Origin of the sequence: Pseudomonas cremoricolorata (assembly GCF_000759535.1) — a bacterium.
Lineage (GTDB): Bacteria > Pseudomonadota > Gammaproteobacteria > Pseudomonadales > Pseudomonadaceae > Aquipseudomonas > Aquipseudomonas cremoricolorata_A.
In genome coordinates this window covers 4,456,563-4,483,164 of sequence record NZ_CP009455.1, presented here as the reverse complement: position 1 = coordinate 4,483,164, position 26,602 = coordinate 4,456,563, and the positions used below count along the sequence as shown (strand labels likewise).

Genomic DNA, 26,602 nt, shown 5'->3' with positions numbered 1-26,602 from the left:
GCGCCGTTCACCCGCTGACCTCCACCTCACTCAAGCCATTGCCCTGCCGGTGCACTTTGATTTGCACCGGGATGCGCTCGTGCATGTCCTGCACGTGGGAAATCACCGCCACTTTGCGGCCCTGGGCTTGCAGGCCGTCGAGGGCGTCCATGGCCAGTTGCAGGGATTCAGGGTCGAGGCTGCCGAAGCCTTCGTCGATGAACAGCGATTCGATGCGCAAGGTGCTCGAGGCCATCGACGCCAGGCCCAGGGCCAGAGCCAGCGAGACCAGGAAGGTTTCGCCGCCGGACAGCGAATGCACCGAGCGCAGTTCGTCGCCCATTTCCGTATCCATCACCAGCAGCCCCAAGGCGCTGCCGCCGCGTTTGAGGCGGTAGCGCCGGGCCAGCTGGCGCAGTTGTGCGTTGGCATGGTGCAGCAACAGGTCGAGGTTGTAGCCCTGGGCGATCTTGCGGAACACATCGCCTGAGGCCGAGCCGATCAGCGCGTTCAGGCGCGCCCAGCGTTGCCATTGCTGCTGGGCCTGCTCGATGTCAGCGGCAAGCGCCGCGCTGGCCTGCTGGCGACGCTGGTCGTCGGCCTGCTGGGCGCGCAGCTCGGCGCAGCGTTGCTCGAGTTGGCCCAGCTTCGCCTGAACATCCTCCAGCGCTTGCTGCAGCGCCTCGGCGGGCAGGGGCTCGGTGGCCGACTGCTGATGGTTGTGCACCCACTCGTCACGCTCTTGCACCCGCACGGCGGCCTGTTGCAGCGCGCTGTCGGCGGCAAGCAGGCGCTGACGCAGGGCGCCCAGCTGGGTTTCGTCGACCGCCAGCAGACGCTCCAGGGTGGCGTCATCGAAACTGGCATGCTCGGCACGCCACTGGTCGATGGCCTCCTGCAACTGTTGCTGCTCGACGGTCAGTTCCGCTTCGCGGGCCTGGTTGGCCTTGAGTTCGGTCGCCAGTTGCAGGGCTTGGTTCTGCGCCTGCTGCAAGGCCTGGGCGGTTTCGCTTTCGCCTTGGCGGGCCTGTTCCAGCTCCCGTTGCAGGTGCCGCTGCCAGGCTTCGGCGCTGGGGTGGCTGCCGAGCAGTTCGCCGAGCAATGCGCGGGCTTGCTGGTAATGGGCGTCGAGGCGTTCGAGTTCAGTGTGGCGCTGTTGCTGTTGGGCGCTCTGGTGCTGCTGCTGATCGAGCAGGCGCTGCAACTGCTGTTCGCGCTGTTGCTGGGCCTGCTGCAATTCGTGGCGCTGGTCGAGCTGCTGCAGGCGTTCGGCGAGCAGGCGGTCGAGTGTCAGAAAAGCCTCGGCCGGCGCTTCGCGCAGGGCCTTGAGGTGGGCCTCGGGCAGCAGCTCGGCAAAGTCGGCCAAGGCTTGCTCCAGGCGCTGCTGATCGGCCTGGAGCGCACTGCGCTGCTGCTCCAGGCGTTGTTGCGCGTGCTGCTGGGCCTGCTGGGCAGCGTGTAGCTGTGCAGTCTGCTGGGCGACATCGTGCTGCAGGCGGGTGAGGGTGGCCTGGCGTTGTTCGTCGTGGCTGATCTCTTGCTCGAGGCGCCGCGCCTGCGCCGCAAGCCAGGCCGCGCGGGCCGACTCGGCCTGGGCGTCGAGGCCGGGCCACAGGGCATGGTCGCGCAACTGCTGATCGAGTGGCTGCCACTGCTCGCTCAGTTGCGCCTGCTGCTGCTGCGCATCCTTGTACTGGGCGTTGGCCACGCCCAGCTCGGTGCGCAGGGTGGTGAGGCGTTCGCCGAGCTGGCGCACCTGGACCTTGGCGCTGTCTTCTTCGTGCTGATCGTGCTGGCCGAGGCTGGCGAGCAGCGCCTGGGCATCGTGGAAGGGGTGTTCGAGGCTGCCGCAGACGCTGCATGGCTCACCGTCACGCAGTTGCTCGCGCAGGGCTTCGACGCTCTTGTCGCGTGCCAGGCGCTGGCGTTCGAGCACCTGCTGGATCACCGCCAGCGCCTGTTCGGCAGCGGTGAACTCAGCTTTGGCGGCAGTACCGGCGGCGATCAACTGCTGACGCTGTTCCAGGGCCTGCTGCTGACGCTCGGCGAGTGCCTGCAGATTCTGTTGCAGCTCCTGCTCGCGGCTGTAGAGGCGAGTGAACTCGTCGACGCTGCGCTGTTGCTTGCGGTTGTCCTGAAGCATGCCGCTTAGCAGCTGCAACTGTTCGGCCACCGCCTGCGGCTCGACCTTGGCCTCGCGGTAGAGCAGTTCCAGGTCCTGCTGCTGGGCGTGGGCCTGGGCACTGGCCTGGCTCAGTTGTGCCTGCAAGGCGGGCAGTTCTTCAGTGCCTTGCTCAAGCCGATTGCCGATTTGCAGCAACTGTTGCAGCTGCCCACGGTAGGCCTGCCAGGCCTCGCCGAGACTCGCCAACTCGGCGCTGCCGGCCAACGCCTGCTCGACCTGCTGCAATGCGTGCTGGTCTCGCTGCTGCGCTTGCTGCACCTGCTGTTGCTGTTGCTGCAAGGCCGCGCTGCCGCGCTCGGCCTCGGCAGCAGCAGTGCGCGCGGTCTCCAGCTCACCGTGCAGGCGGGCCAGGGTTTCCTCGGCAGAGAACGCCTGGCGCAGACGCGGTGCGGCCTCATCCAAGGCGTGCTGGCGCTGGCTCAGGTGCTCGCGGGCGCCGTGCAGGGCGTGTTCGAGTTCGCCACTGCGCGCCTGCACGCCAGCCTGCTGCTGGCGTTGCGCAAGCAGCGCCTCGCCCAGCGGCTGCAATTGCGCGAGCAACTGGCGCTGGCGCTGGAACTGGTGGCGCTGCGGCGCCAGACGATCCAGACGCTGCACGTCATGACGTTGTTCGCTCAGTGATTCGGTATGCTGCTGCGCCTCGACCAGCGCTTGCCGGGCGTTGTGTTGTTGCTGCTGCAAGCGCTGCAGTTCGGCGGCCCAGGCGCGTTGCTGTTCCAGTTCGCGTTGGCGCTGTTGCTCGGCCTTGAGCTGCTGCTGGGCCTGGTCGAGGGTGGCATCGAGCTCGACGCGGGCTTCGCTGGCCATCGGCAGCAGGTGACTGGCGCGCTCCTGCAAGGCGCGGTGGGCCTCGCCAGCCTCCCGCGCCCTGGCGAAGGCGCCTTGCCCGAGGCGGGTATAGATCGAGGTGTTGGTGAGTTTTTCCAGCAGCTCGCTGCGGTCGCGGTCGTTGGCCTTGAGGAAGGCGCTGAACTCGCTTTGGGCCAGCATCACTGCGCGGGTGAACTGCTCGAAGTTCAGGCCCAGGCGGGTTTCGATCAGCTCTTTGTATTCCTGCTTGCCACTGCCCAGCAGTTGCTCGGCGTCGAGGTCGCACAGGCTCTGGCGGCTGGCCTGCAACTTGCCGCCGGCCTTGTCGCGGGCGCGGTTGGCTTCCCAGCGAGCGCGGTAGCGGTGCCCGTCGATGCCGATGAAATCCACTTCGGCAAAGCCACTGCCACTGCCGCGGCGCAGCAGGTTGCGTGGATCGGCGGTGGGAATGTCGCCGTCGGCATCCGGCACCTTGGCTTCGCGGGCGATGGCGTTGAGCCGCGGCACGCTGCCGAACAGTGCCAGGCACAGGGCGTCGAGCAGGGTGCTCTTGCCGGCGCCGGTGGGTCCGGTGATGGCGAACAGCCCGGCGCTGAGCAGCGGCTCGGCGGTGAAGTCGATGTCCACCGGGCCTGCCAGCGAGGCCAGGTTCTTCAGGCGAATGGCAAGAATCTTCATGGCTGGGCCTCGTGCTGGTGGGCGTCCTGCAACAGTTCGGCGAAGTCGGCCAGGGTCTGTTCGTCGACCTCACTGCCGTAGGCCTGCTGCCAGGCGCGGCTGAACAAGTCCTGGGGGGTGATCTGGCTGAGTTCGACGAAGCCCTCGGTCTCGTCATCCGCAGCCGCAGCGCCGCTGTACTCAGCGCTGATGCGCACCAGGCGCACGGCTTTGTCGCTCAAGGCGCTGTCGACCTGGTGACGCAGATCAGGCTGCGGTTCGTCGAGGCGCACGCGCACTTCCAGCCACGGCTGGTGGTTGGGGTCTTGCAGCAAATCCGGCCCCGGCAGCTCGGCCAGTTGCGCCAATACCTCATCCAGCGGCGCCGGGCCGATGCGCAGCAGTGCCACTGCCCGCGGTACCAGGCGCGGCTCGACGCTCACCAGCTGCGCGCCTTGCAGCTCGACTTCCAGCACCTGATGCGGGTAATTGATTTCAGCGAACGACAGCGGCAGCGGCGAGCCGCTGTAGCGGATGCGCTCTTCACGGTTGACCTTCTGCGGCTTGTGCAGATGGCCCAGGGCGACATAGGCGATGCTGGGGTCGAACAGCCGCGCCGGCAGCGCCTCGGCATTGCCGATGATCAGGCTGCGCTCGGAATCTTCCGAGACCGCGCCGCCGGCCATGTGCGCGTGACTGATGGCCACCAGCGCCTGATCCTTGCCACGCTTGCGCAGCGCCGCGGCGGTCAGTTGCTCGTGTACCGTGGCGATGCCCTTGAGGTAGTCGTCACCCAGGTGCGGCCCGGTCACTTCCGCCGGGCGCAGGAACGGCAAGGCCAGGCACCAGGCGCAGACCTTGCCGCGCGCGTTGGTCAGCGGAATCAGCAGCCGCTCGGCATCGAGCTGGCCTTCGTCGAGCCAGTGCACCCGGCCCAGGGCATGGGTGCGCAGGCGCCGCATCAGCGCTGCGGGCAGCTCCACCCGCGAGCCGGAATCGTGGTTGCCGGCGATCATCACGATGTCCAGCTTGGGCTGTTGCTCGTGGGCGCGGACGATGAAGTCGTACAAGCGCTCCTGGGCCTTGACCGGCGGGTTGACGGTGTCGAACAGGTCGCCGGCGATCAGCAGCGCATCGGGTTGACGCAACTGCAACTGGCCGAGCAGCCATTCGAGGAAACAGGCGTGTTCGAAGTCGCGATCCTGGCCGTGCAGGCTCTGGCCCAGGTGCCAGTCGGAGGTGTGAAACAGACGCATGGATGACCTGTGTGGTGAAGTCGGGCCAGCAGCGGGCCGGAAGGGGAGGAGGGCGGTGCGCGTGGCGGCTATGGTAACTCATTGGCAGCGTTTGCCGGGCATGTGCGAAGGTGTCCGATGGGCGTTGGCTATCCCGAATTGGCAGCCTTTTCAGTGCCTGGCGGCGGGGCGTGAACCCGCCTGGGGCACGGTTTTCCTGGCTGCCAATTTGGGCTAACGCCTGCGCCTGCAGGGGCCTAGGATCGAAAACGTCAGCACCCACTACAACAAAGTTCTCGGCCATGCGCCGGTATGACGATCGGCGTTGACTCAACCTATAGCGACTGCCTCATACAATAAGGTCAAGATCATGAGCGTATCCGAGAGTTCGCCAGCAGCTTCAACCGAGCTGCGGCGCGGCGCCCTGAGCGTCGGTTTCATCATCTTCTTCGTCATCTCGGCCGCCAGCCCCCTGAGCGTGCTGGCCGGCGGCTTCCCCATCGGCATCATGCTCGGCAACGGCGCCGGCACACCGGCGTTGCTGCTGCTGGCCCTGGCCGTGCTGCTGACCTTCGCCGTGGGCTACACCACCATGGCCCGCCACGTGACCAACGCCGGCGGCTTCTACGCCTTCTCGTCACGGGGCCTGGGCGGCATGGCCGGCGGTGCTTCCGGGGTGCTGGCGATGCTGGCCTACAACATCCTGCAAGTGGGCTTGTACGGCATGTTCGGTGGTGTGGTGTCAGGCACCATGTCCAGCGTGTTCGCCATCGACCTGCCGTGGTGGGCCTATTCGCTGATGGCCATGGCCAGCATCGCCGTGCTGGGCTACCGCAACATCGACCTCTCGGCGCGGGTGCTGTCGTTCATCGTGGTGGCCGAATACCTGGCGATTCTGGTGCTGGACATCGCCATTCTGCGCAGCGGCGGCGACAGCGGGGTCAACTTCGACGCGTTCAAGTCCGAGCATGTGTTCAGCGGCACGCCGTCGATCGGCCTGCTGTTCTGCTTCGCCGCCTTCATCGGCTTCGAGGCCACCACCATTTATGGCGAGGAAGCGAAGAACCCGTCGCGGGCCATTCCCATCGCCACCTATGTCTCGGTGCTGCTGATCGGCTGCTTCTATGCGCTGTCGATCTGGTCGATGGTGGTGGGCGTGGGCGCCGACAAGATCGTCTCGGTGCTGCAAGGGCTGGCGGATCCGACCACCTTCATCTATGGGCTGTCCGATCACTTCGTCGGCCCGCAGCTGACCCAGGTCATCCGCGTGCTGTTCATCGTCAGCATCTATGCCGGCCTGCTGGCCTTCCACAACTCGGCGGCGCGCTACTTCTACGCCATCGGCCGCGACGGCCTGCTGCCACGGGCGCTGGGTTCGACCCACCGCATCCACCAGAGCCCGCACCGCGGCTCGGCCTTGCAAAGCCTGATCGCGGCGGTGGTGGTGCTGATCTTCGCGGCCATGGAAGCCGACCCGATCCTGCAACTGTTCGCCTGGTTCTCGAGCCTGGCCACGCTGTGCCTGATCCTGCTGATGGCGATCACCTCGGCCGCCGTGCTGATGTACCTCAAGCGCAATCCGCAGCTCAAGCTCGGCGTGCTGCGCCGGGTGGTGTTCCCGGTGTTCTCGTGCCTGGCGCTGAGTTTCGTGCTGATCATCGCGGTGGTGCACTTCGAGGTGCTGACCGGTTCGAGCAAGGCGCTGTCCTACGCGCTGTGCTCGCTGATTCCGGCAGCGTTGATCGTCGGTCTGGTGCTGGCGGGAAGGTTGCGCCGCCGGTCCCCGACCTGCTTCGAGGCACTGGGCAGTCACAAGCTCTGAAGTGAGCTGGGGGGCGTTGCGCCTAGCGGCGCCCTTCGAGTGCCATGCGCACGGCAAGGCCGATGAGCACCGTGCCCATCAACCAGCGCTGGACGATCTGCCACAACGGCCGGCTGACGAAGAACGCCGCGATGCTGCCGGCCATGACGGCGATCAGCGCATTGACGCTGACACTGATGACGATCTGCGTGAAACCCAGCACCAGCGACTGCGCCAGCACGCTGGCATGCTCGCCGGGGCTGATGAACTGCGGCAACAGCGACATGTACATGACCGCGATCTTCGGGTTCAGCAGGTTGGTGACAAACCCCATCATGAACAGTTTGCGCGGGCTGTCCTTGGGCAGGTCCTGCACTGCGAAGGCCGAGCGCGCCCCAGGCTTGAGCGCCTGCCAGGCCAGGTACAGCAGGTACAGCGCACCGCCCAGGCGCAGCGCGTCATAGGCGTGCGGCACCGCCAGCAGCAAGGCGGTGATGCCCAGCGCCGCGCAGGCCATGTACACCACGAACCCCAGCGCAACGCCACCGAGGGAAATCAGGCCGGCTGCGCGGCCCTGGCAGATCGAGCGGGAGATCAGATAAATCATGTTCGGGCCGGGCGTCAGCACCATGCCGAGCGAGATCAGCGCGTAGGCCAGCCAGTTGGACAATTCGGGCATGCAACGACTCCTCAGCGCCTGCCCGGCCGCGCCCCGCGACCGAGCCCCAGGCGCGGTGAACACAAGGGGATGGTGGCGCCGAGTGTGGCGTCTGGCGCAGGCCTGCGTTAGTCACAGATCGAGGAGAAAAACGGCATACAGCACCGCGTTGTCACGCGCTGCGGGCGGGCACCGAGCGCTGTGCATGGATGTTCTGGGCAATGCGCTGGGCGGTGTCGATCAGCCGGTCGCGTACCGCGTCCTGGCGCAGCAGGCGAAAGTCATGGCTGCTGCCCACCGCCGAGATGCTGCCCAGCACGTCCTTGTGCTCGACGCTGACGATCGGCGCGGCGATACCGGTGAGGCCCGTGTTGAGTTCCTCGTGGGTGATGCAGTAGCCGTCGCGGCGAATCTTCTTCGCGGCGCGGGCGAACTCCGACCACGGGCGCTGGCTGTAGGGGTGACCGGGGTCGTTGGCGATGTGCTGCTCGAACAGCTGCTGCAGGCGTTTGCCCTTCTGCGCGGCGACCAGCACCTTCGATTGCGCGCCGCGAAACAGCGGTAGCGGGTGGCCGCGACCGAAGGCGAAGGTCGCTGTGTCGTAGGCCTCGGTGATGTAGGTGTTGATGATGTGGCCGTCGTAGAAAACGCTGGCGAACACCGCAAGGCCGGTGTCGCGGGCCAGCTCGTTCATCAGCGCGCGGCCGGCGCTGAGGATCGGATCGTACTGACGCATCATCCAGTCCAGCTCGATGATCCGCGGCCCCAGCCCATAACTGCCAGCACCGACCCGGGTGAGCAGGCCGGCCTCGCACAGCTCCCTCACGTAGCGATACACCGTGGCCCGCGACAGGCCCATGCGCTCGACGATGGTGTCCGGGTCGATCTGCAGTTGCTGCGCACCGAACAGGTCCAGCACGCCCAGCGTCTTGCTCAAGCTGCCCATGGCAGGTTCCCCATTGGTGCGAATCGGTGAAAGGACGGGTCATTTGGCATTGTGATTGGCTGAGACTATATCGCTAATAATCCAGCTTCAAAAGCCCCTTAAAATCTCATAAGTCTCATATTTTGAGTAAAAAACTAAAAAAGGCTTGTTAGAAGCTTTGAGAAATGGAATAAATCCGGAAAAACAACGCCAGCCTGCGAGGCCCGACCCATGAATGGTGCTGAACTCATCCTCAAAGCCGCCGCCGCCAGCGGCGTCGAGTACTGCTTTGCCAACCCGGGAACCACTGAAATCCCGCTGGTGGCGGCCATCGCCAAGAGCCCGGCGCTGAGCCTCAAGCCGGTGCTGTCGCTGTTCGAAGGCGTGTGCACTGGCGCAGCCGATGGCTACGGGCGCATCGCCGGCAAGCCGGCCATGACCCTCACGCACTTGGGCCCAGGCTTTGCCAACGGCATCGCCAACCTGCACAACGCCCGCCGTGCCAACACGCCGATCGTCAATGTCATCGGCGACCACGCCTCCTGGCACGTCAACTACGACCCACCGCTGGCCAGCGATATCGAGGCGCTGGCCGGTGCGGTTTCAGGTTGGGTGCGCACCTCCAAGCATGCCGAGCGTGTCGGCGAAGACCTGCAAAGCGCCGTGCAGGCGGCCTGGCAGCCCCGTGGACAGATCGCCAGCCTGATTCTGCCGATGGACCTGCAAGCCGCTGAGGTGAGCGCCAACGCTGGCGACTTCGCCCCGCTGCAGGCACCGGTGCGGCGCTTTGCCGGCGACAAGGTCGAGCAGGTGGCGAGTGAGCTGGCCGCAGGCAAGCGCCTGGTGTTCATCGTCGGTGACGTGGGCCTGAGCGCCGAAGGCCTGCAAGCGGCCGGGCGCCTGGCCAACCTGCCGGCGGTGCGTATGTTCGCCGAGACCTTCCCACGGGTCAGTCACCGCGGTGGCGGCCTGCCGGACCTGGATCGGCTGCCGTACTTCCCCGAAGTCGCCATCGAAATTCTCGAGCAGTACGACCTGGTGGTGTGCGCCGGTGTGCCCGAGCCGATCAGCTACTTCGGCTACGAAGGCATCCCCTCACGCCTGGCCGAACGCTCGCGCCTGCTGTCGCTGGCCGAGGTCGGCGACGATGTGGTGGGCGCGCTCTCGGCGCTGGCCGATGCGCTCAATGCACCGGCCTTCACGCCGGTCGAACAAGGCATCGACCTGCCGCCCGGCAAAGACGCGCTGAGCCCCCAGTCGATCGGCCGCGTGCTGTCGGCGGCGCTGCCCCACGACTGCATCGTCTCCATCGAAGGCGGCACCTGCGGCTACCCGTTCTTCACCGCCTCGGCGCGGGCCGCCCGCCACCGGGTGCTGACCAACACCGGCGGTGCCATCGGCCAGGGCATTCCCGCAGGCTTCGGCGCCGCCCTGGCCGAGCCTGGCAACACGGTGTTCTGCCTGCAATCGGACGGCAGCGCGCAGTACACCATCCAGACCCTGTGGAGCATCGCCCGCGAACAACTGCCGGTGGTGATCCTGATCGCCGCCAACCACCGCTACGCCATTTTGCAGAACGAGCTGCGCCGCTACGGGGTGACCGAGTTCGGCCCACAGGCCCTGGCGCTGACCGAACTGGATCGCCCACGCGTCGACTGGAAAGCCCTGGCCAAAGGCTACGGCGTGCCAGCCAGCAGCGTGCGCAGCAATGCCGAACTGCATGTGGCACTGGCTCAGGCCATTGCCTCGAAAGCCCCTTGCCTGATCGAAATGGAGCTGTGAACCATGAGTGAGATCGCGCTACTGCCCGCTGTTGAAACCTTTCTCGCCAAGCCCCAGCGCCTGTTCATCGGCGGCAGCTGGCAGGACGCTACCCATGGCCGGCGCTTTGCCGTGGAAAACCCGGCCACGGCCACGGTGTTCAACGAGGTCGCCGAGGGCGATGAAGCTGACGTCGATGCTGCCGTCGCCGCCGCCCGCGCCGCCTTCGAAGGGCCGTGGCGGGGCGAGTCGCCGGCGCGGCGCAGCGTGCTGCTGTACCGCCTGGCCGAGCTGATCGAGGCGCACAACGAAGAGCTGGCGCAACTGATCACCCTGGAAAACGGCAAGCCCATCGGCAATGCCCGAGGCGAAGCGGCCAGCGCTGCCAACATCGTGCGTTACTTCGCCGGCTGGCCGACCAAGATCGAAGGCAGCACGCTGCCGGTGTCGCCGGCCAGCGGCGCACCGATGCTCAACTACACCCTGCGTGAACCAGTGGGGGTGTGCGCGCTGATCGTGCCGTGGAACTTCCCGCTGAACATGTGTGTGTGGAAGCTCGGCCCGGTGCTGGCCACCGGCTGCACCGCCGTGCTCAAGCCCGCCGAGCAGACTCCGCTGGTGGCCGTGCGCCTGGTGCAGTTGATCGAGCAGGCCGGCTTTCCGGCGGGCGTGGTCAACCTGGTCACCGGCCTTGGCCTGCGCACTGGCGCGCCGCTGGCGGCGCATGCTGACGTCGACAAGATCGCCTTCACAGGCTCCACCCAGGTCGGTCGGCTGATCGCCCAGGCCGCCACCGGCAACATGAAGAAGGTCTCGCTGGAGCTGGGCGGCAAGTCGCCGAACATCATCCTGCCCGACGCCGACATCGTGCGTGCGGCCAAGGGCGCCGCCGACGGCATCTTCTACAACCAGGGCCAGGTGTGCACCGCCGCATCGCGGCTGTACGTGCACGAATCGGTGCTCGACCAGGTGCTTGAAGAGCTGCGTCGGCATGCCCGCAGCCACGTCATCGGCGCTGGCCTGAACAGCACCACCACCCTCGGCCCGCTGGTTTCCGAACGGCAACTGGCGACGGTCAACGGCTACCTCGAACGCGGCGTCGCGGAAGGCGCCGAGCTGATCGCCGGCGGCAAGCGCCCTGACCATCTTGAACAGGGCCACTTCGTCGAACCGACCGTGTTCCTCGACCGCGCCGAGCGCGCCTGTGTGGCCCGCGAGGAAATCTTCGGCCCGGTGCTGACGGTGATGAGCTGGTCGGACGTCGATGAGCTCGCGGTGCGCGCCAACGACTCGCCGTATGGTCTTGCCGCCGGTCTGTGGACCCGCGACCTGCGTTCGGCGCACCGCCTGGCGGCGCAGCTCAAGGCCGGTTCGGTGTGGATCAACTGCTGGAACGTGGTCGATCCGGCCTCGCCCTTCGGTGGCTACAAACAGTCCGGCTGGGGCCGGGAAATGGGCAAGCACGTGATCGACGCCTACACCGAGACCAAAAGCGTCTACGTCGACCTGGCCTGATCACACGACAACCGCTGAGCAAACGACAACAAGAGGAACGATCATGGATCTGCAACTACAAGACCGCGTCGCCATCGTCACCGGCGGCGGCATGGGCATCGGCAAGGAAGTGGCACGCTTTCTGTCCCAGGAAGGCTGCAAGGTGGTGATCTGCGCCCGGCGCATGGAATACCTGCGCCCGGCCGCCGATGAAATCAGCAGCGAAACCGGCAATGAAGTGCTGCCGCTGTTCTGCGACACCAACGACATGAACGCCGTGGATGAGATGGTCAAACAGGCCCACGCGCATTTCGGTCGCATCGACATCCTGGTCAATGGCGCCGCCGCGCCGTCGGGCGTGGTGCGCAACGACATCGAGTTCGCCGGCGATGATGAGCTGCTGGCCGACATGAACACCAAGGTGATCGGCTACTTCCGCTGCGCCAAGGCGGTGACCCCGCACATGAAGGCCCAGGGCTTTGGCCGCATCATCAACATCGGCGGCCTCACCGGGCGCAGCAGCAAGGTGCTGTCGGGCATGCGCAACCTGGCCATCGCGCACATGACCAAGACCCTTTCCGACCAGCTCGGCCCGTCGGGCATCACCGTCAACCTGATTCACCCAGGCGTGGTCGACACCCCACACATCCACGAGCTGTACGAGCGCGAAGGGGTCAAGCAGAACAAGACCGCGCAGCAGGTCGAACAGGCCTACATCGACGCAACGCCGATCCGCCGCACCTTGCAGCCGATCGAAATGGGCTGGCTGATCGGTTTCCTGGCCTCGCCGAAAGCCGGCGCCGTGACCGGCGAATCGATCGGCATCGACGGCGGCCTGACCCGCGGCATCTTCATCTGAGGAGGCACTCATGAGCACTGGAACCCTGTTGGTGGCCACCGTTGGCCAAGCCGTGATCCGCAGCGCCGACGATGGCAAGACCTGGCATCGCCTGGGCCTGGGCCAGGATCTGGAATTCGACGCCATCACCCGCTCGCTGAGCGTGGCGCCGTCTGCACCGGAAGTGATCTACGCCGGCACCGATGTCGGCCTGTGCGTCAGCCATGACGTTGGCGGCAAGTGGACCCGCGTCGATTCGCCATTCAATGGCGAAACGGTGTGGAAGGTGGCGGTCGACCCGCAAGACCCGCAGCGCATCTTCGTCGGCACCGGGGCGCCGTCGCGCGCGGTGCTGTGGCGCACCACCGATGCCGGCGCCAGCTGGTACCGCGTGCCGGTGGAAATCCCCGAGTTCTGCGATGGCGTCAGCAAGCCGCGCCTGCTGGCCTTCGCCTACGACCCGACCGACCGCCAGCAGGTCTGGTTCGGTCTGGAAGAGGGCGGGCTGTTCCACAGCCGCGACGGCGGCGACACCTTCACCCGCATCGACGACCGCCTGCTGTGGGACTACAACTCCGACATCCACAACATCGTCGTGCTGCCCAACCATGGCCAGAAAGTCATCGTCGTGGTCTGCGTCAACGCGGTGTACCGCAGCCTCGACGAGGGTGCGACCTGGACCGGCATCATCGGTGCCGAAGCCTTTGGCCTGTACTACGTACGCGTGCTCAATGCGCCACAGGGCAGTGAAGACACGCTGTACCTGAGCATTTCCGATGGCACCCCTGGCACCACCAGCAAGGTGCTGGTGTCGCGCGACGCCGCGCAAAGCTGGGAAGTGCTGCCGCTCTCGCAACAGCCCAACTCCTGCGTGTGGGCGATTGCCTTCAACCCGGCCAACCCCCAACAGATGCTTGCCGGCACCAAGTACGGCCACCTGTTCACCTCGGAAAACGGCGGCCTGGGCTGGCAAAAGCAATGGCGCGAGTTCAGCGAAATCGCCGACGTGCTGTGGACTCCGGCGGTGGCGCAGATCAAGGCCGGACACAAATCCGTCGTTACCCACAAGTGAGGGCCAGGCCATGCAGATCGATATTTTGCGCACGCACATTTCACTGTTCGTGACCGACCCGGACGCCTCCGCGCTGTGGTACGCCGACGTGCTTGGCATGCATGAAAGCGCCCGCGGCGAGGCCTGGGTGATGATGGCCTTCGGCAGCAAGCACCACGACATCGCGCTGATCAAGGCCGAGCCCGGCGCCCATCAGGGCGGCCTGGGCCTGCAGCATTACGGGCTGGAGGTGGCCGGCGACATGACCACCCTGCGCGAGCTGTACGGCATGTTGCTGAGCAAGGGCGTGGAGATCGTCAAGATCACCGACCACGAGATCGGCAACGGCCTGTACTTCCATGACCCGGACGGCAACCGCCTGGAATTCTTCTTCGAAACCGAACACGACGACGCGGTGGCCAAGGCGCGCTTCAAGGCCGCCGGGGCGCCGAGCCGCAACTTCACTGTCGACCCACTCTGAGCAGGAGCCTACCGATGAAAGCCAAGAATTTCGCCGACTATCACATTCGCAAGTGGTACAGCTTCACCGAAGAAACCCTGGCCAATGAAAGCGGCCAGCTGGCCGATGGCGAGCCGCTGTACAAGTACGTCATCGCCGCGGCGATCGACAACCCGTACGCCGGGCGCTTCAGCGAAAACCTCGACGAGCTGATCGGCGCTTCGCCGCAACTGGGCGAGGAGTTTGGTCGGCGCATCCAGGAACTGGCCGCCGGGCGCACGGTGATCAGCTACGGCAAGGCCTGCCTGGTCGGTGCCAACGGCGAGTACGAGCACGGCAATGCCTTCCTCACCAACCCGGCCGCCGATCCGATCCGCGTGGCGTTGGGCGGCGGCAAGTCGTGGGTGCCCTCGACCGGCAAGCGTGGCGCGCCGGGGGTGACCATCGACATTCCGCTGGCGCACAAGGATGCCCTGTACGTGCGCTCGCACTACGACACGGTGTCGGCCTCCTTCGGCGACGGTCCGGCGGCCGATGAAGTGATCATCATCTGGGCGTTCGCCACCCGTGGCCGACTGCACGCTCGCCTGGGCGGCCTGAGCGCCGATGCGATCCAGGGCGACAACGGCCTGACCTGATCCACCGACTCGGCATGGAGTAGCGCAATGCCTGCCAAAAGCCTGTTCCTGCATAACCGCACGTTGCTCTCGCTGCATGTCCTGCAGTGGGGCCGTGCCGATGCCACCCCGGTGATCCTCCTGCACGGTTTGCGCGCTTATGCGCAGACCTGGGAGTCGCTGGCCCATGCCCTGGGCGATGACTACTGCGTCTACGCCCTCGACCAGCGCGGACGCGGCCTGAGCAGTTGGGCCGCAGCGCGCACCTACTGCACCGACTATTACGTGCAAGACCTCGAAGACCTGGTCGAGCACCTGCAGCTCGAGCGCTTCCTGCTGGTGGGCCATTCGCTCGGCGGGGCCAACGCCCTGGAGTACGCACGGCGGCATCCAGGCAAGCTGCTCGGGCTGGTGATCGAGGACATCGGCCCCGGCTCCTCGAGCGTCGGCGACGGTGCCGCGCGCATTCGCCGCGAGATGCAGCAGACGCCCAACCTGTTCAGCGACTGGGCCAGTGCCGAGGCGTTCTGGCGTAGTTCGCGTCCGGGGCTGTCGGCCCAGGCGCTGGCCTCGCGCCTGGAACATTCGATGAAGCAAACGGCCGATGGCATCACCTGGCGTCACGACCAGCAGGGCATCGCCGAGGCGCGCCTGAGCATCACCCCGACCGACCTGTGGCCGGCGGTGCGCGCCCTGGACTGCCCGACGCTGTTCATCCGCGGCGGCCGCTCGGACTTCCTCCCGGCGGCGACCTTGGCCGAGATGCAGGCGGCCAACGCCTGCGTGCAGGCGGTCGAGATACCCGACGCCAGCCATTACGTGCACGATGACCAGAGCGCTGCGTTCAACGCGGCGGTCAGCGACTTTTTCAACCGGCTGCGTGCCTAGACGCTGGAGCGACCGTGCGTGCCAGCGCCTGACCAACCCCAACAGCAACGTATAAGAAACGGGTGAACGATCATGAAACGCGAGACGACTCAGGTAGTCATCGTCGGCGGTGGACCCAACGGCGTCACCGCTGCCCATTACATGGGCCAGAACGGCATCGACTGCGTGGTACTGGAACTGGCCGAAGGCATCCTGCCGTACCCGCGTGCGGTGGGCATGGACGATGAAGCCTTGCGCGTGCTGCAAGGTATCGGCGTGGCCGATATCGCCGTGCGCGACATGATCTGCGACGTGCCGCTGCGCTACTACAACGCCCGCGGCGTGTGCTTTGCCGAGGTCAAGCCGACGGTGGCCGAGTACGGCTGGCCCATGCGCAACATCTTCATGCAGCAGTTGCTCGAAGGCACCCTGCGTGAAGAGCTGGTGCGCCATCGCAGCGTCGAGCTGCGCCAGGGCCATGAAATGCTCGACCTGAGCCAGGATGAGCAAGGCGTGACCTTGCAGGTCAAGGGCGCTGACGGTGAACCTTACGAGCTGCATGCGCAGTTCGTCATCGGCGCCGACGGTGGCCGCTCGTGCGTGCGCAAGAAGCTTGGTATCGAGCTGCTGGGCATGACCCATCCGCGCAAGTGGGTGGTGGTCGATGTCACCAACGATTCGCTCGACGCCCCCTACACCGCACTGCACGCCGACCCCGAGCGGCCGTTCGTGTGCATCTACCTGCCGTACCGCCAGCGGCGCTGGGAATTCATGCTCAAGGAGGGCGAGGACGAGGCGAAGATGTGCGAAGAGGCGACCATTCGCGGCCTGATTCGCAACCACATCGGCGATGCCGTGGATGAACTGGAAATCGTCCGTATCCGCGCCTACACGCACAACTCGCGGGTCGCCGCACGCTTCGTCGAGGGCCGCGTGGCGCTGGTCGGCGATGCCGCGCACATCTCCCCGCCGTGGGCCGGGCAGGGGCTCAATTCCGGCTTGCGCGACGTCGCCAACCTGGCCTGGAAGCTGGTGGCCGTGCTGCAAGGCCGCGCCTCGCCGAAGATCATCGCCAGCTACGACACCGAGCGCCGCGGCCATGCCACCGACCTGATCGGCCTGGCCGACAACATGGGCGCGGTGCTCGGCCTGACCAACCCGCTGATGGCCGGGGTGCGCGACTGGCTGTTCCAGGCGGTGAACACCGTCGACAACCTGCGTTCGCACCTGCTCGAGTTCAAGTTCAAGCCCAAGGCGACCATCATCAAGGGCCTGGTGTTCCACGAGCGCGAAGAGCTGCGCGAGGGCGACCTGGTCGGCCAGTTGTTCGTGCAGCCCAACGTCGAGGACTGCGAGGGCCAGCGCCGGCGCCTGGACGAGGTGATGGGCAGCTCGTACGCGGTGCTCGGCTACCGGGTCAACCCGGCGGCGCCGCTCAGCGAGGCGACCAAGGCTTACTGGGCCACCTGGAATACTCGCTTCATTCAGGTCAACCGCTCGCGCAGCGGCGGGCGCAACCAACCGCTGCGCGCCGACGGCGTGATCAGTGTGGAAGACGTCGATAACCGCCTGGGCAACTGGTTCTCCAAGGTCCGCGACTGCGTGGTCGTCGTGCGCCCCGACCGCTTCGTCGCCGCCATCACCACCCCCGAGCGGTTGGAAAGCGTGCTGGCCAAACTGCAGGGGCAATTGTCATGAGCCTGTTGGTGGATCTGCCGCAGCACCTGTTGCGCGCCAGCGATCAGGCCCAGGCATTGCCGCCGAGTCAGGGCGAGGGGCTGAATGTCAGCGCCGGCTACGCCTTGCAACGCCAGGGTGTGCAACAGCGCGAAGCGCGCGGTGAGCGGGTCAGCGGCTGGAAGGTGGCATTTGCCGGTGAGGCCGCGCAGCGGCGCTTTGGCCTCAGCGAGCCAGCCTACGGCGCGTTGACCGACGCCATGCAGGTGGCGCCCGGCGAGGCGGTGGCGCTGAGCCGGCTGATCCGACCGAAGCTGGAAATCGAAGTGGCGTTGACCTTGGGCTGCGACCTGGCGCCAGGCTTTCATAGCGACCAGGCACTGCTCGACGCCATCGCCGACATCGCCCCGGCCTTCGAGATCGCCGACTGCCGCTGGCAGGGCTGGTCGTTCGCAGCCGGTGCGTTTCTCGCCGATAACGCCGCTGCCGGGCTGTACTGCCTGGGCGAGGGCGTTCGCTACCAGCCCGAGCAGCATCGCCAGCTCGACTTTTGCCTGAGCCTCGATGGCCGGGTGCTCGGTGAAGGCCGCAGCAGCCTCAGCGCAGATTCGCCGCACGAGAACCTCTGCTGGCTGATTCGCCGGGTGCTGGCTGACCGGCAGCGCCTGCGGGCTGGGCAGGTGATTCTCTCGGGTGCGCTGCTGCCACCGATCGATGTGCAGGCCGGTGAGTATCGTCTGGACATGCTCGGCACCGCCCTGGCCCTGCGCTTTACCGCGGCCGACACGGCTGTCTGAAACAGCTGTGCTCGATCCTGCGCCAGCCCTTGCGGCTGGCGCAGTCATTGCTGCGCTCATTGCATGTCGGTGGCCTGCACCCACAGCACCGCATCCTGGGACAGCGCCTTGCCCTGGTAGGTCTTCTTCGCACCGATGTCCAGTGCGGCAATGCCCCACCAGCCGGCGCGCGGCAGGCCCACGGTGACGATGCCCAGGTCGTCGGCGTAGGTGCTCTGCACGTTGAACGAGGCCTGTGGCGCCTTGACCTGGGGCGTCTTGGCAAAGCCATTGGCGTTGAACTCGACGGGGTGGTTCAGGTACTCGATTTCCACCTTGGCGAACGGCACCGGCTTGCCGTCGGCCAGCACCCGTGCGCGGAACACGCCGCCGGTCCAGTTCGCGTAGGGCTTGCTCAGCGGCTGGATTTCCACGGGCAGGTCCTGGGGTTCGGACCAGTTGCCCGGCACCCCGCCGACATTGATCACCAGCTTGGTGAACTGCTGGATGTACAAGCCTTCCTCGGCTTCAAGGTACGGCTCGGGTTCGAGCACGAAGGTGTGATCACCCAGGCTGCGCACCAGCTCGCGGGGCAGTGAGGCGCGGTAGGCCGTCGCCGCGTTGTCCGGGCTGTGCCATTGCACCGGGCGCAGGTAGCTGCGCAGGTCGGTTTTCTCGCCGCGGGCGCTGATGTGGTTGAACGCCAGCGGGCTGCCCATGGCCATGGTCGGGCCACCGCTGAACGGGTGGGTGAACACCATCGCCAGTTCCAGCGGGTGCGCCCGTGGCAGGGCGGTGTCGTCGACGTACAGCACCTGGAAATGCGCCTGGGCGGCGCCGCTCAGGCTCAGGGCAGTGGCGGCGGCCAGGGCGTGCAGGGGGCGTTGATAGGTCATGGGCGTGCTCATTGGGTGATGTCGAAGGACTGCAGCGTGGCGTCATGGCCGTCGCCGCCGAGGAAGGTCACGGCGTAGTCGCCGCTCGGCGCCTGGAAGCGGTAGCTGCCATCGGCCGCCACCGGGCCTTCGAGCAGCACTTTGCCGCGGCTGTCGCGGACCTGAATGGTGCGTCCGGCGGCCGAGCTGCCGTCGGTGAAACCGGCTTCGCATTTCACCCCGCCGGCGCCCTCCAGATAGCAGTCGAAGGCCGGGCCGTGGGCGAAGGCAGCCGGTGCCGTGAGCAGTGCGGCGGCCAGCAACAGGTGAGCGGTGGTGTTCATCGGGTGTGTGTCTCCAGGGTCGTGGTCGCCACTGCGCCGGGTGCGGTCGCGGGCTCGGGCTTGGCGTCGAAGGCCTTGAGCAAGGCCTCGAGATTGCTGCGCAGCAGGGCGTCGTAACGCACCGATGGGTCAGCCAGCAGGCCGGGGTTGCCGCTGTCGAGAATCACCAGGCGCGCACCGCCAGCGGTGATGGCGGCGGCGATGTCGTCAGCCGGAGGCCACTTGTGCACCACCACGCGAATGTCACGCTCACGCAGGTAGGCGCTCAGCGCGGCGCGGTCGGCGGCGCTCCAGTCCAGGTCCTGACGGGCGAACACGCCCTCCACGTACACGCCAAATTCATCGAACAGGTAGCTGAACTCGGTGGCCAGCGACAGCACCCGCACATCGTTTAGCGCCAGCATGCGCGCGCCGTACTCGGCCTTGAGCTGGCGCAAGCCGCTTTCCAACTGGCTGAGGTTGGCGGTGATGCGCGGCGCATCGGGCGGTGACAGCCGCGCCAGGTCGGCGGCGATCAGCGCGGCCATGCGCATGGCGTTGACCGGACCAAGCCAGACGAACGGCGACAGCGGCTGCTCGGCCGTGCTGGGCGCGGCCCAAGGCACGTCGTTGGCTGGCACGTGCACCACCGCCACGGCGGGCATGTGCGCATCCCATGAGCGCGAGGCGTCGATCTCGACGGTGCGCAGCTGTTGCCGGCGCGCTGCCGCGTACAGCGGGTCGGCTGGCCACAGGCGGCTCAAGGTGACCACCGCATCGGCGCGCTGCAACGGCGCCGGGTCCAGGCGCGCCAGGGCGCTGCCCAGGCTTTCCATCGGCACCGCCTGCTGCTGCGGCACACGCACGACATCGATCTGCGTGCCTTCACTGAGCTGCGCAGTCAGCGCCTGCAGCGCGGGCAGGGCGACCAGCACCTGCTGACGCTTGCCCTCGGCCATGGCGGCCAGCGGCGTGCTCAACAGCATGGCCAGCAGCAGCGTGAAGAGTGTCTGGGATGGACGACGGGTTCGGCTCATGCGCTGGCTCCCCTGAAGCGCGGTGAGGTCGCGCGGATGACGGTGGTGGCGAGGAACACCAGCGCCGCGACCAGCACGATCGCGCCACCGGTGGGCACCGGGATGTGAAACTGCATGGGCAGCAGAATGCCGACCACGCACGAGAAGGTGGCGATCAGCACGGCGAGGGCGACCATCGCCGGCAGCGAGCGGGTGACGTTGCGCGCCGCGGAGGCAGGAATCAGCAGCAGCGCCTCGACCAGCACCGCGCCGATGATCTTCAGGCAGGCCACCGTGACCAGGGTCACCAGCACCACGAACAGGTACTCGACCGTGCGAATGGAAATGCCGCGGGCATGCGCCAGGCTCGGGTTGAGGCTGGCCAGCAGCATGCTGTTGTACAGCGGCAGGCCGATCAACGCGCAGGCGAGCATGACCGCCAGCAGCACGTTCATATCGGTGTGGTCGACCGCCAGGATCGAGCCGAACAACACGCTTTCCATTACGTGGGTGTTGATCTTCGCCGAGACGAACAGCAGCAGCGAGGCGCCGACCGCCAACGAAATCGACAGGAACACGCCGATCAGCGTGTCGTTGGCCAACTGCGTGCGCTGCTGGGTGTACTTCAGGGTCAGGGCGAACAACAGGCAGAAGCCGAACATCGACAGGTACGGCGAGGTGTACGACTCGCCGACCAGCACGCCGATGGCAACCCCGGTCATCGCCGCATTGCCGACCGACTGGCTGAAGAAGGCCATGCGCTTGATCATCACCATCGAGCCGAGCACCCCGAGCAGCGGGCCGATCAACACCGCGCACAGCAGCGCGTTGATGACGAAGGTGTATTCGAAGGGCTGCGGCAGCACGCCACTGGCGGCAAGCGCTTGCAGCTGTTCGCGGATGAAATCGTAGAAGGCGTTCATCGGGCAGCTCCAGGCAGGTCGTCGAGCAGGCTGGCCGGGCCGTGGGCCAGCACGCGCTGGTTGATCAGCGTCACCGACTGGGCGATACGCCGGACCTGCTGCAGATCGTGGTTGACCCACAGCACGGTGACGCCGCTGGCGTGCAGTTCGCCGACCAGCGCCTCGAGCAGACGCACGCCGCTTTCGTCGATGCCGGCGCTGGGCTCATCGAGCAGCAGCAGGCGCGGCGCCGGGCTCAGCGCCTGGGCCAGCAGCACGCGCTGGCGCTGACCGCCGGAGAGACTGCCGAACGCCTGCGCGCCCAGCTCACCCACCCCGGTGCGTTGCAGCGCCTGCGCGTAGACGGCCCGTTGCCGCCGACCGGCGCCGAAGAAGGCCGGGCGGCGCTGGCCGAGCAGGGCCATGACGTCGTTCACCGTCATCGGCACGTTGCGGTCGAAGTCCAGCGATTGCGGCACGTAGCCCAGCGGTGTCGCTGCGCCTTCGAGGTGAATCTGCCCGCTATGCGGCATTTGCCCGAGCAGGCTGCGCAGCAGCGAGGTCTTGCCGCCGCCGTTGGGGCCGACCAGGCAATGCAGCGCGCCAGGTTCGATACGAAAGCTCACCTGCTCGAGCACCGTCTGCCCGCCCAGGCGCAGCGATACGTCATCGAATACCACGGCCGGGCCGCGTACCGCGCTGGCCTGGTTCATGGCTGGGTGTACTCCACGGCGGCGGCCAGGGTTTCCAGGTTCTCGCGCATGGCGTTCTCGTATTCATCGGCGCTGTAGGCCGAGCCTGTGATGTGCGACAGGGCGAACACTTTCACCCCGGTGGCGTCTTCGATCGGCTTGGCCAGGTCGAGGGAGAAGTTCTTCTCGGCGAACAGCACGCGCACGTTGGCTTTCTTGATGGTGTCGACGGTGTTGGCCAGTTGCCGGGCGGTCGGCGCCACGCCGTGACGCGGCTCGATCACCGCCGTGACGAACAGGCCGAATTCCTGCAACAGGTAGTCGTAGCCGGCGTGGGTGGTGGCGCAGCGAAACTGCGACAGGTCGAGGGCGGCGAAGCGGCGCATGTACTGCGCCCGCATGGCGCGGATACGCCCGGCGTAGGCCAGCGCGTTGTGCCGGTAGACACTGGCGTTGCGCGGGTCCAGTTCGCTCAGGCGCCGGGTGATTTCGAACACCTGCTGGATCGCTGCGGTGGTGGAGACGAAGGTATGCGGGTTGACCACCTTGAGCCCGTCCTGATCGCCGCCAATGGGGATCAGCGCCACGGCGGCATTGGCCTGGATCAGCGGCAGGGTGTCCTGACGGCCGGCGGCCTTGACGATCTCCCGCGCCCATTCATCGTGGCCGATGCCGTTGACGACCAGGGCGTCGAGCTTCATGGCTCGGGTGATGTCGTCGGGTTGCGGCTGGTAGTTGTGCGGGTTGGCCTCGGCCGGAATCAGCGGCACCACGTCGGCGCGGTCGCCGACGATGTTGGCCACGAAGCTGTAGTAGGGGTGCAGGGTGACTCCGATCTGCAGGCGTTTGCCGGCGCCGGGTTCATCTGCGGCCAGGGCGATCAGCGGCAGCAGCATCAGCAGCGCCAGCCAGCGGTACAGGCGTGCGCGGTAGAGGGCTTGGGCATTCATGGCGGGGTTCCTTGTACGCGTTCAAGTTCACGGCTGCCGTCGTAGGGAATGACCTGACGCCAGCCTTCGCCGACCAGTGACTCGGCCTTGACGATGGCCGGGTAGGGCGCATTGGGGTTGGAATGAATCCAGATCGTTGCCTGGTTGGCCCACATCACCCCGGCATGGGCATGGCCGATGACCAGCAGGTAGGCGCTTTGTCCAGGCGCATGGCCGCCGCTGCCGTAGTACACGGTGGCGCCCTGGCCCTGGGTGGCCTGGGACACCTCGCTGGCGGGCGCAGCATCTTCGGCGTGGCTGGCCTCGGGGTTCTGGTGGCCCAGGTGGGTGCCTGGCAAGACCAGTTGCCAGTGCACCTCGCCGTTGCTGCGCCAGAAGCCGTCGCGGTAGAACGGCGGCAACAGCATCTTCTGGGCGCGTTCCAGGCTGATCCACTCGCCGGTGTCGTCGTTGTTCCAGATGATCTCTTCGCCAGCCGGCAGCAGCGCGCTGTGAATCGCCTGATCGACCGGCCCCAGGCCGTCGAAGGAACGCACCTGCCAGCTCAGCGGCGTCGGCGGGCCGCTGCGCTCGGGACGCCACAGCAGGTAACCGGTGACGCTGAGTAGCACTGCCAGGGTGACCATCAGCAGCATCAGCGTTTCGCCGCGCCCCGAGCGGGGTCGTATGCGGGTGCGCGCAGGCTGGATTGGCGTATTCATCAGACGAAGGCGATCCAGCGCCCGAGGAAGATCACCCCGGCCCACAGGGCTATCGAACCCAGGCCTGCCAGGCGCGCCGGGCGTGGCGGCGGCAGGGTGGTGTCCCACTCGCTGATGCGGCGGAACGCGCCAAGGTGAAACACCGCCATGTTCAGCCCGGCCAGTGCCAGCAGCGCCAGCTTGCCGAGGAACATCGGGTTCTGCGCGTAGGTGCTGGCGTTGGCGATGAACATCAGCGAGCCAGTCAGCACACAGACTACGAACGCCACCCAGGTGAATGGCAGCAGCTCGGCAATCAACCGCTGCGCGCTGTGGCGATGCGCGGTCAGGCCCAGCAGGCGCAGGTCGACCACGCTGATGGTGCCGAACACCAGGGCGATACCGATCACATGCACCGACTCCAGGGCCGGGAAGGCGTTGGCCGATTCGCGAAGGGTGGTGGCGAGTGCGGTGGACTCGAGGCTTTGCAGCACGGCTTGTAGGTCCATGGAAAGTACCCGGTTGAGGTCAAAGGAAAGCGGCTCAGATCGCGTAGGCGATCCAGCGGCCGCAGAAGATCACCACGCACCACAGGCCTATCGACAGCCACGCCAGGGGCGCCAGGCCGGGGCGCTCGACGTCGCTGCCAGGCCCCTGGCGGCTGCGCAGAAAGGGCCGGCGCACCTGCCAGGCGAGCAGGAAAGCCACGATCACCAGGGCCATCTTCAGCCAGAACACGCTGTTGACCAGCACCCGGTCTGGCTCGCCGATGGCCATCACCAGCCCGGTGGCGAGCAGCACCAGCAGCGCACCGCGCATCCACGGGTAATAGCGGCGGATCACCTGCGCCGTGGGCAGGTCGCGGGCGAACAGGCCGGCCAGGCGCAGATCGGAAAGCACCGCGCTGGCGAAGATCACGGCGATGGCGATGATGTGCAGGCTCTGTACGCTGGGCACCACCCACAGCAGGTCACGGATGGCGCTGCTGACAGGCGTGGCATACAGCCACTCGACGATCGGTAGGGAAGACATGGGCGTTCTCTCGCAGCGAACGGGGTTTAGAAATCTTCAGGTGCCGCGGTCGGGCGCAGGCCCGCGGCATCTTCGGGCAGCAGGTAGCCTTGCTCGACCGAGGCGCGCTTGGCGTTGTCGAAGGCCTGTTGGTACTGGCTGAAACTGCCGTAGCGCTGGCGCAGACGCTGCGCCGAGTACGGCACCTTGGTGTCGTAGATCAGCCCGCAGCCGCTTTCCTGGTCGGTCAGGTAGGTGGCGCTGGGCACCTGCACCCAGGGCGGGCGCACACCGCCTTGCATGTTGCCGGTGGCCGGGTCGCGCACCACCGTCTTGCCGTTACGCAGCACTCGCGGCGCCTTGGGCATCGGCGTGCCCTCGCGGACCCAGCGGTCCATGCCGTCGAGCAGCGCCGCGACCACCAGTTGCACCGGCTCGTCAGACAGCGTGCGGCACTGCGGGTCGTCGCCCTTGCCGATGTCGGCGGCGACCTGTTCGGTGTGCTCGGTGCCCAGGTCGGCCAGACGCAGGTGCGGCATGCCGGTCACCTCGAAGTAGCGCAGCCTGGGTTGGTCGCTGTCGGCGGGCAGGGCGATGCCTTCGAGCACGTCGTGCATCAGTTCCGACTGGCTGTAGACGGTGACGAAGGGCACGTCGCCGGGCATTTGCCGTGGCACTCGAAGCACCTCGCCGCCGACTTCGCCGTAGGCCATGCGCCCGGTCATGTAGGCGTCGATTAGCGGCCTGCCGTCGGGCATGCGCCACTGTTGGTGACGGCCCTGGTCGAGGTAGTCCATCCACACCTGCGCGGTCACTGCCCAACTGTCGACATACACCCGCTCGACCTTGAGGCCGGCCAGCGGGCCGTGGGCCTCGTCGCTCTTGAGCAGCAGCGCCAGTTGCGCGCCGATGCCCTGGGATTGCGGCACGAAAGGGTCGGGGCCATCGCCACGCTGGAACCGCTGCGGGTCGTAGTAGCTGGCCAGCGGCGCATAGCGGGCGTAGTCGAAGCGGCGCATGAAGTCGAAGTTGACGATGCGCCCGTACTGGGCGATCTGCGCGGCGGTGTCTTCGGGCGTGGCGGCGATGAACTTGGGGTCGACCTCGGGCTTGTTGATGTTCAGGGTGTAGCCGACGTAGGCATAACCGCGGCGCAGCAGGTAGTCACGGGTCAGGATCCAGCCGGCGGCGCGCTCACCGAACCAGCTGAACGGCTCGATCACCACGGTGCCGTTGAAGCGCGCCGGGTCGGCCGGTTTGCGCACCAGTATCCGCGTGGTGTACGGCGCCTCGAGCAGGCTCTTGCCGGCCGCGGTAATGGCCGGGGCGGTGCCTTGCAGGTAGTACTCTTCTTCGACATAGCCGTAGTGCGCAAGATCGCTGTACTCGGTGCCCTGGCGCTTGGCCGAGGACAGCGGCAACTGGCCGGAGGGCGGCACCGCGCTGACGCTGGGCATGCGCGGTACTTCAGCGAGGGCAGGGCTGCTCAGCAGCAGCGCGAGCAGGGCGCCAGGCAGCAGGCGCGTGCGGGCACAGGGCATCAGGGGTGGCATCGGCAACCTCCTTGAACGGGTCGATGGGCGATAGCGTCAGTCGCGCTTGAGGTGGGTCTTGCCGTCGCTGTCGACTTCAAGCTGGTTGTTCTCGCAGACGTATTCGTGAATGCGGTAGTCCGAGCGCTTGTAGTCGAAGGTGAAGCGATAAGGCCCGGTGAGCACCTGCGGGTCGTCGATCTGCACCTGGTTTTCCAGCAGGTCGGGGCTTTTGAGGCGCAGGCGCTCGGTGATGGTCATCTCACTGCCGTGGGGCACGTCGTAGAACATCACATCGTCGGTGCGCACGCCGCGGGTCTGCACCACCAGGGTGTCGCCTTCCCAGTGCCCGCGCGAATAGCCCTGGTAACTGGGGTCCAGGTCCTTGAGCGGCGGCATCGGCTCGTTGAGGACGATGCGCCGCACCTGCTGCAGGTATTCGCCTAGCACGATCACTTGCTTGTCGTCGTGAATGATCTCGATGGGAAACAGCGCCGCCATCATCACCGGCATACCTTCGGGCAGGCAGCGCGAGCTGGTGGTGACCAGCGGCGTTCCGGCTTCGTTGGCGGCGGCCTGGCGCTTTTTCAGCGCGGCGTAGTCGCGGGCATAGGCCGGCTTGAGCGGCATCGGGCCGCCGGGGTGTACCGGATCGTCGGGATCTTCGCCGAACCAGTCGTCCGGGGTGCGCTCCCAGGTGCCGCTGATGTCGGCGCGCGGGCTTGCTTTTGCCGCGTCGGGCGCTGCACCGCTGAGGGTGCTGACGGTGCTGAGGATCAGGCCCAGGGCCGTGCAGGCCAGGGCATTGCGGTGGGTCGATTTCATTGCCA

Annotated in this window: 25 protein-coding genes; 10 read left to right on the top strand and 15 right to left on the bottom strand. The window is 66.7% G+C overall.

What is annotated here, in order from left to right:
- Nucleotides 1–7: 7 nt before the first annotated feature.
- Both LK03_RS20180 and LK03_RS20175 read right to left on the bottom strand, forming a co-directional pair.
- Entirely contained in the window at nucleotides 8–3,652 is a 3,645-nt protein-coding gene (locus tag LK03_RS20180; RefSeq protein ID WP_038414311.1) for an AAA family ATPase, read from the bottom strand.
- Entirely contained in the window at nucleotides 3,649–4,887 is a 1,239-nt protein-coding gene (locus LK03_RS20175) for an exonuclease SbcCD subunit D C-terminal domain-containing protein (protein WP_038414310.1), read from the bottom strand. The genes LK03_RS20180 and LK03_RS20175 overlap by 4 nt, the downstream gene beginning before the upstream one ends.
- 349 nt (nucleotides 4,888–5,236) lie before the next feature.
- Here LK03_RS20175 and LK03_RS20170 point away from each other — a divergent pair, with 349 nt between their 5' ends.
- The gene (locus LK03_RS20170; RefSeq protein ID WP_038414309.1) at nucleotides 5,237–6,688 is read left to right on the top strand and encodes an APC family permease; all 1,452 of its coding nucleotides are present in this window, start codon (nucleotides 5,237–5,239) and stop codon (nucleotides 6,686–6,688) included.
- 22 nt (nucleotides 6,689–6,710) lie between these two features.
- On the opposite strand, the gene LK03_RS20165 is transcribed toward LK03_RS20170, so the two are convergent.
- Together LK03_RS20165 and LK03_RS20160 are read right to left on the bottom strand one after the other, a co-directional pair.
- Nucleotides 6,711–7,346 carry a LysE family translocator gene (locus LK03_RS20165; protein ID WP_038414308.1) on the bottom strand — a complete coding sequence of 212 codons (636 nt, stop codon included), beginning with the start codon at nucleotides 7,344–7,346 and terminating at the stop codon, nucleotides 6,711–6,713.
- Between the two features lie 151 nt (nucleotides 7,347–7,497).
- Nucleotides 7,498–8,271, bottom strand: coding sequence for an IclR family transcriptional regulator (locus LK03_RS20160; protein WP_038414307.1), 774 nt, complete (start codon nucleotides 8,269–8,271; stop codon nucleotides 7,498–7,500).
- A gap of 210 nt (nucleotides 8,272–8,481) precedes the next feature.
- Between LK03_RS20160 and LK03_RS20155 the strand changes: the two genes are divergently transcribed.
- The 9 genes from LK03_RS20155 (at nucleotide 8,482) to LK03_RS20115 (ending at nucleotide 17,812) form a co-directional block, all read left to right on the top strand.
- On the top strand, nucleotides 8,482–10,032 hold the full coding sequence (locus tag LK03_RS20155; RefSeq protein WP_038414306.1) for an acetolactate synthase large subunit: 1,551 nt from the start codon (nucleotides 8,482–8,484) through the stop codon (nucleotides 10,030–10,032).
- Between the two features lie 3 nt (nucleotides 10,033–10,035).
- Nucleotides 10,036–11,526 (top strand): aldehyde dehydrogenase family protein, encoded by a 1,491-nt coding sequence (locus LK03_RS20150; RefSeq protein WP_038414305.1) that lies wholly within the window; start codon nucleotides 10,036–10,038, stop codon nucleotides 11,524–11,526.
- A 43-nt stretch (nucleotides 11,527–11,569) separates the two neighbouring features.
- Nucleotides 11,570–12,364, top strand: coding sequence for an SDR family NAD(P)-dependent oxidoreductase (locus tag LK03_RS20145; RefSeq protein ID WP_038414304.1), 795 nt, complete (start codon nucleotides 11,570–11,572; stop codon nucleotides 12,362–12,364).
- Between the two features lie 10 nt (nucleotides 12,365–12,374).
- Nucleotides 12,375–13,415 carry a VPS10 domain-containing protein gene (locus LK03_RS20140; RefSeq protein WP_038414303.1) on the top strand — a complete coding sequence of 347 codons (1,041 nt, stop codon included), beginning with the start codon at nucleotides 12,375–12,377 and terminating at the stop codon, nucleotides 13,413–13,415.
- A 10-nt stretch (nucleotides 13,416–13,425) separates the two neighbouring features.
- Entirely contained in the window at nucleotides 13,426–13,875 is a 450-nt protein-coding gene (locus LK03_RS20135) for a VOC family protein (RefSeq protein ID WP_028696298.1), read from the top strand.
- 14 nt (nucleotides 13,876–13,889) lie between these two features.
- A complete protein-coding gene (locus LK03_RS20130) occupies nucleotides 13,890–14,492 on the top strand; it encodes an amino acid synthesis family protein (RefSeq protein WP_038414302.1) in 603 nt (200 codons plus the stop codon).
- 27 nt (nucleotides 14,493–14,519) lie between these two features.
- Complete coding sequence (locus tag LK03_RS20125; protein ID WP_038414301.1) at nucleotides 14,520–15,359, top strand: alpha/beta fold hydrolase; 840 nt, start codon at nucleotides 14,520–14,522, stop codon at nucleotides 15,357–15,359.
- A 72-nt stretch (nucleotides 15,360–15,431) separates the two neighbouring features.
- The gene (locus tag LK03_RS20120) at nucleotides 15,432–17,036 is read left to right on the top strand and encodes a bifunctional 3-(3-hydroxy-phenyl)propionate/3-hydroxycinnamic acid hydroxylase (protein ID WP_038414300.1); all 1,605 of its coding nucleotides are present in this window, start codon (nucleotides 15,432–15,434) and stop codon (nucleotides 17,034–17,036) included.
- The gene (locus LK03_RS20115) at nucleotides 17,033–17,812 is read left to right on the top strand and encodes a 2-keto-4-pentenoate hydratase (protein ID WP_038414299.1); all 780 of its coding nucleotides are present in this window, start codon (nucleotides 17,033–17,035) and stop codon (nucleotides 17,810–17,812) included. The genes LK03_RS20120 and LK03_RS20115 overlap by 4 nt, the downstream gene beginning before the upstream one ends.
- A gap of 56 nt (nucleotides 17,813–17,868) precedes the next feature.
- Here LK03_RS20115 and LK03_RS20110 read toward each other — a convergent pair whose 3' ends face one another.
- The 11 genes from LK03_RS20110 to LK03_RS20060 are packed head-to-tail and all read right to left on the bottom strand — an operon-like array spanning nucleotide 17,869 to nucleotide 26,597.
- The gene (locus tag LK03_RS20110; RefSeq protein WP_038414298.1) at nucleotides 17,869–18,687 is read right to left on the bottom strand and encodes a DUF4198 domain-containing protein; all 819 of its coding nucleotides are present in this window, start codon (nucleotides 18,685–18,687) and stop codon (nucleotides 17,869–17,871) included.
- An 8-nt stretch (nucleotides 18,688–18,695) separates the two neighbouring features.
- Nucleotides 18,696–19,010, bottom strand: coding sequence for a hypothetical protein (locus LK03_RS20105; RefSeq protein WP_038414297.1), 315 nt, complete (start codon nucleotides 19,008–19,010; stop codon nucleotides 18,696–18,698).
- On the bottom strand, nucleotides 19,007–20,026 hold the full coding sequence (locus LK03_RS20100; protein ID WP_240478631.1) for a metal ABC transporter solute-binding protein, Zn/Mn family: 1,020 nt from the start codon (nucleotides 20,024–20,026) through the stop codon (nucleotides 19,007–19,009). Before LK03_RS20100 ends, LK03_RS20105 begins: the two co-directional genes overlap by 4 nt.
- On the bottom strand, nucleotides 20,023–20,928 hold the full coding sequence (locus LK03_RS20095) for a metal ABC transporter permease (protein ID WP_038414296.1): 906 nt from the start codon (nucleotides 20,926–20,928) through the stop codon (nucleotides 20,023–20,025). Before LK03_RS20095 ends, LK03_RS20100 begins: the two co-directional genes overlap by 4 nt.
- Nucleotides 20,925–21,620, bottom strand: coding sequence for a metal ABC transporter ATP-binding protein (locus tag LK03_RS20090; RefSeq protein ID WP_049870577.1), 696 nt, complete (start codon nucleotides 21,618–21,620; stop codon nucleotides 20,925–20,927). Before LK03_RS20090 ends, LK03_RS20095 begins: the two co-directional genes overlap by 4 nt.
- The gene (locus tag LK03_RS20085; protein WP_038414295.1) at nucleotides 21,617–22,549 is read right to left on the bottom strand and encodes a metal ABC transporter solute-binding protein, Zn/Mn family; all 933 of its coding nucleotides are present in this window, start codon (nucleotides 22,547–22,549) and stop codon (nucleotides 21,617–21,619) included. The genes LK03_RS20090 and LK03_RS20085 overlap by 4 nt, the downstream gene beginning before the upstream one ends.
- On the bottom strand, nucleotides 22,546–23,250 hold the full coding sequence (locus LK03_RS20080) for a hypothetical protein (RefSeq protein ID WP_049870576.1): 705 nt from the start codon (nucleotides 23,248–23,250) through the stop codon (nucleotides 22,546–22,548). The genes LK03_RS20085 and LK03_RS20080 overlap by 4 nt, the downstream gene beginning before the upstream one ends.
- Nucleotides 23,250–23,738, bottom strand: coding sequence for a DUF6644 family protein (locus LK03_RS20075; protein WP_038414294.1), 489 nt, complete (start codon nucleotides 23,736–23,738; stop codon nucleotides 23,250–23,252). The genes LK03_RS20080 and LK03_RS20075 overlap by 1 nt, the downstream gene beginning before the upstream one ends.
- A gap of 34 nt (nucleotides 23,739–23,772) precedes the next feature.
- Nucleotides 23,773–24,261 (bottom strand): DUF6644 family protein, encoded by a 489-nt coding sequence (locus tag LK03_RS20070; RefSeq protein WP_038414293.1) that lies wholly within the window; start codon nucleotides 24,259–24,261, stop codon nucleotides 23,773–23,775.
- Nucleotides 24,262–24,287: 26 nt separating this feature from the next.
- On the bottom strand, nucleotides 24,288–25,793 hold the full coding sequence (locus tag LK03_RS20065; protein ID WP_081951652.1) for an alpha/beta hydrolase domain-containing protein: 1,506 nt from the start codon (nucleotides 25,791–25,793) through the stop codon (nucleotides 24,288–24,290).
- A gap of 36 nt (nucleotides 25,794–25,829) precedes the next feature.
- Nucleotides 25,830–26,597, bottom strand: a complete 768-nt coding sequence (locus tag LK03_RS20060; protein WP_038414292.1) for a hypothetical protein — start codon at nucleotides 26,595–26,597, stop codon at nucleotides 25,830–25,832.
- Nucleotides 26,598–26,602 lie beyond the last annotated feature (5 nt).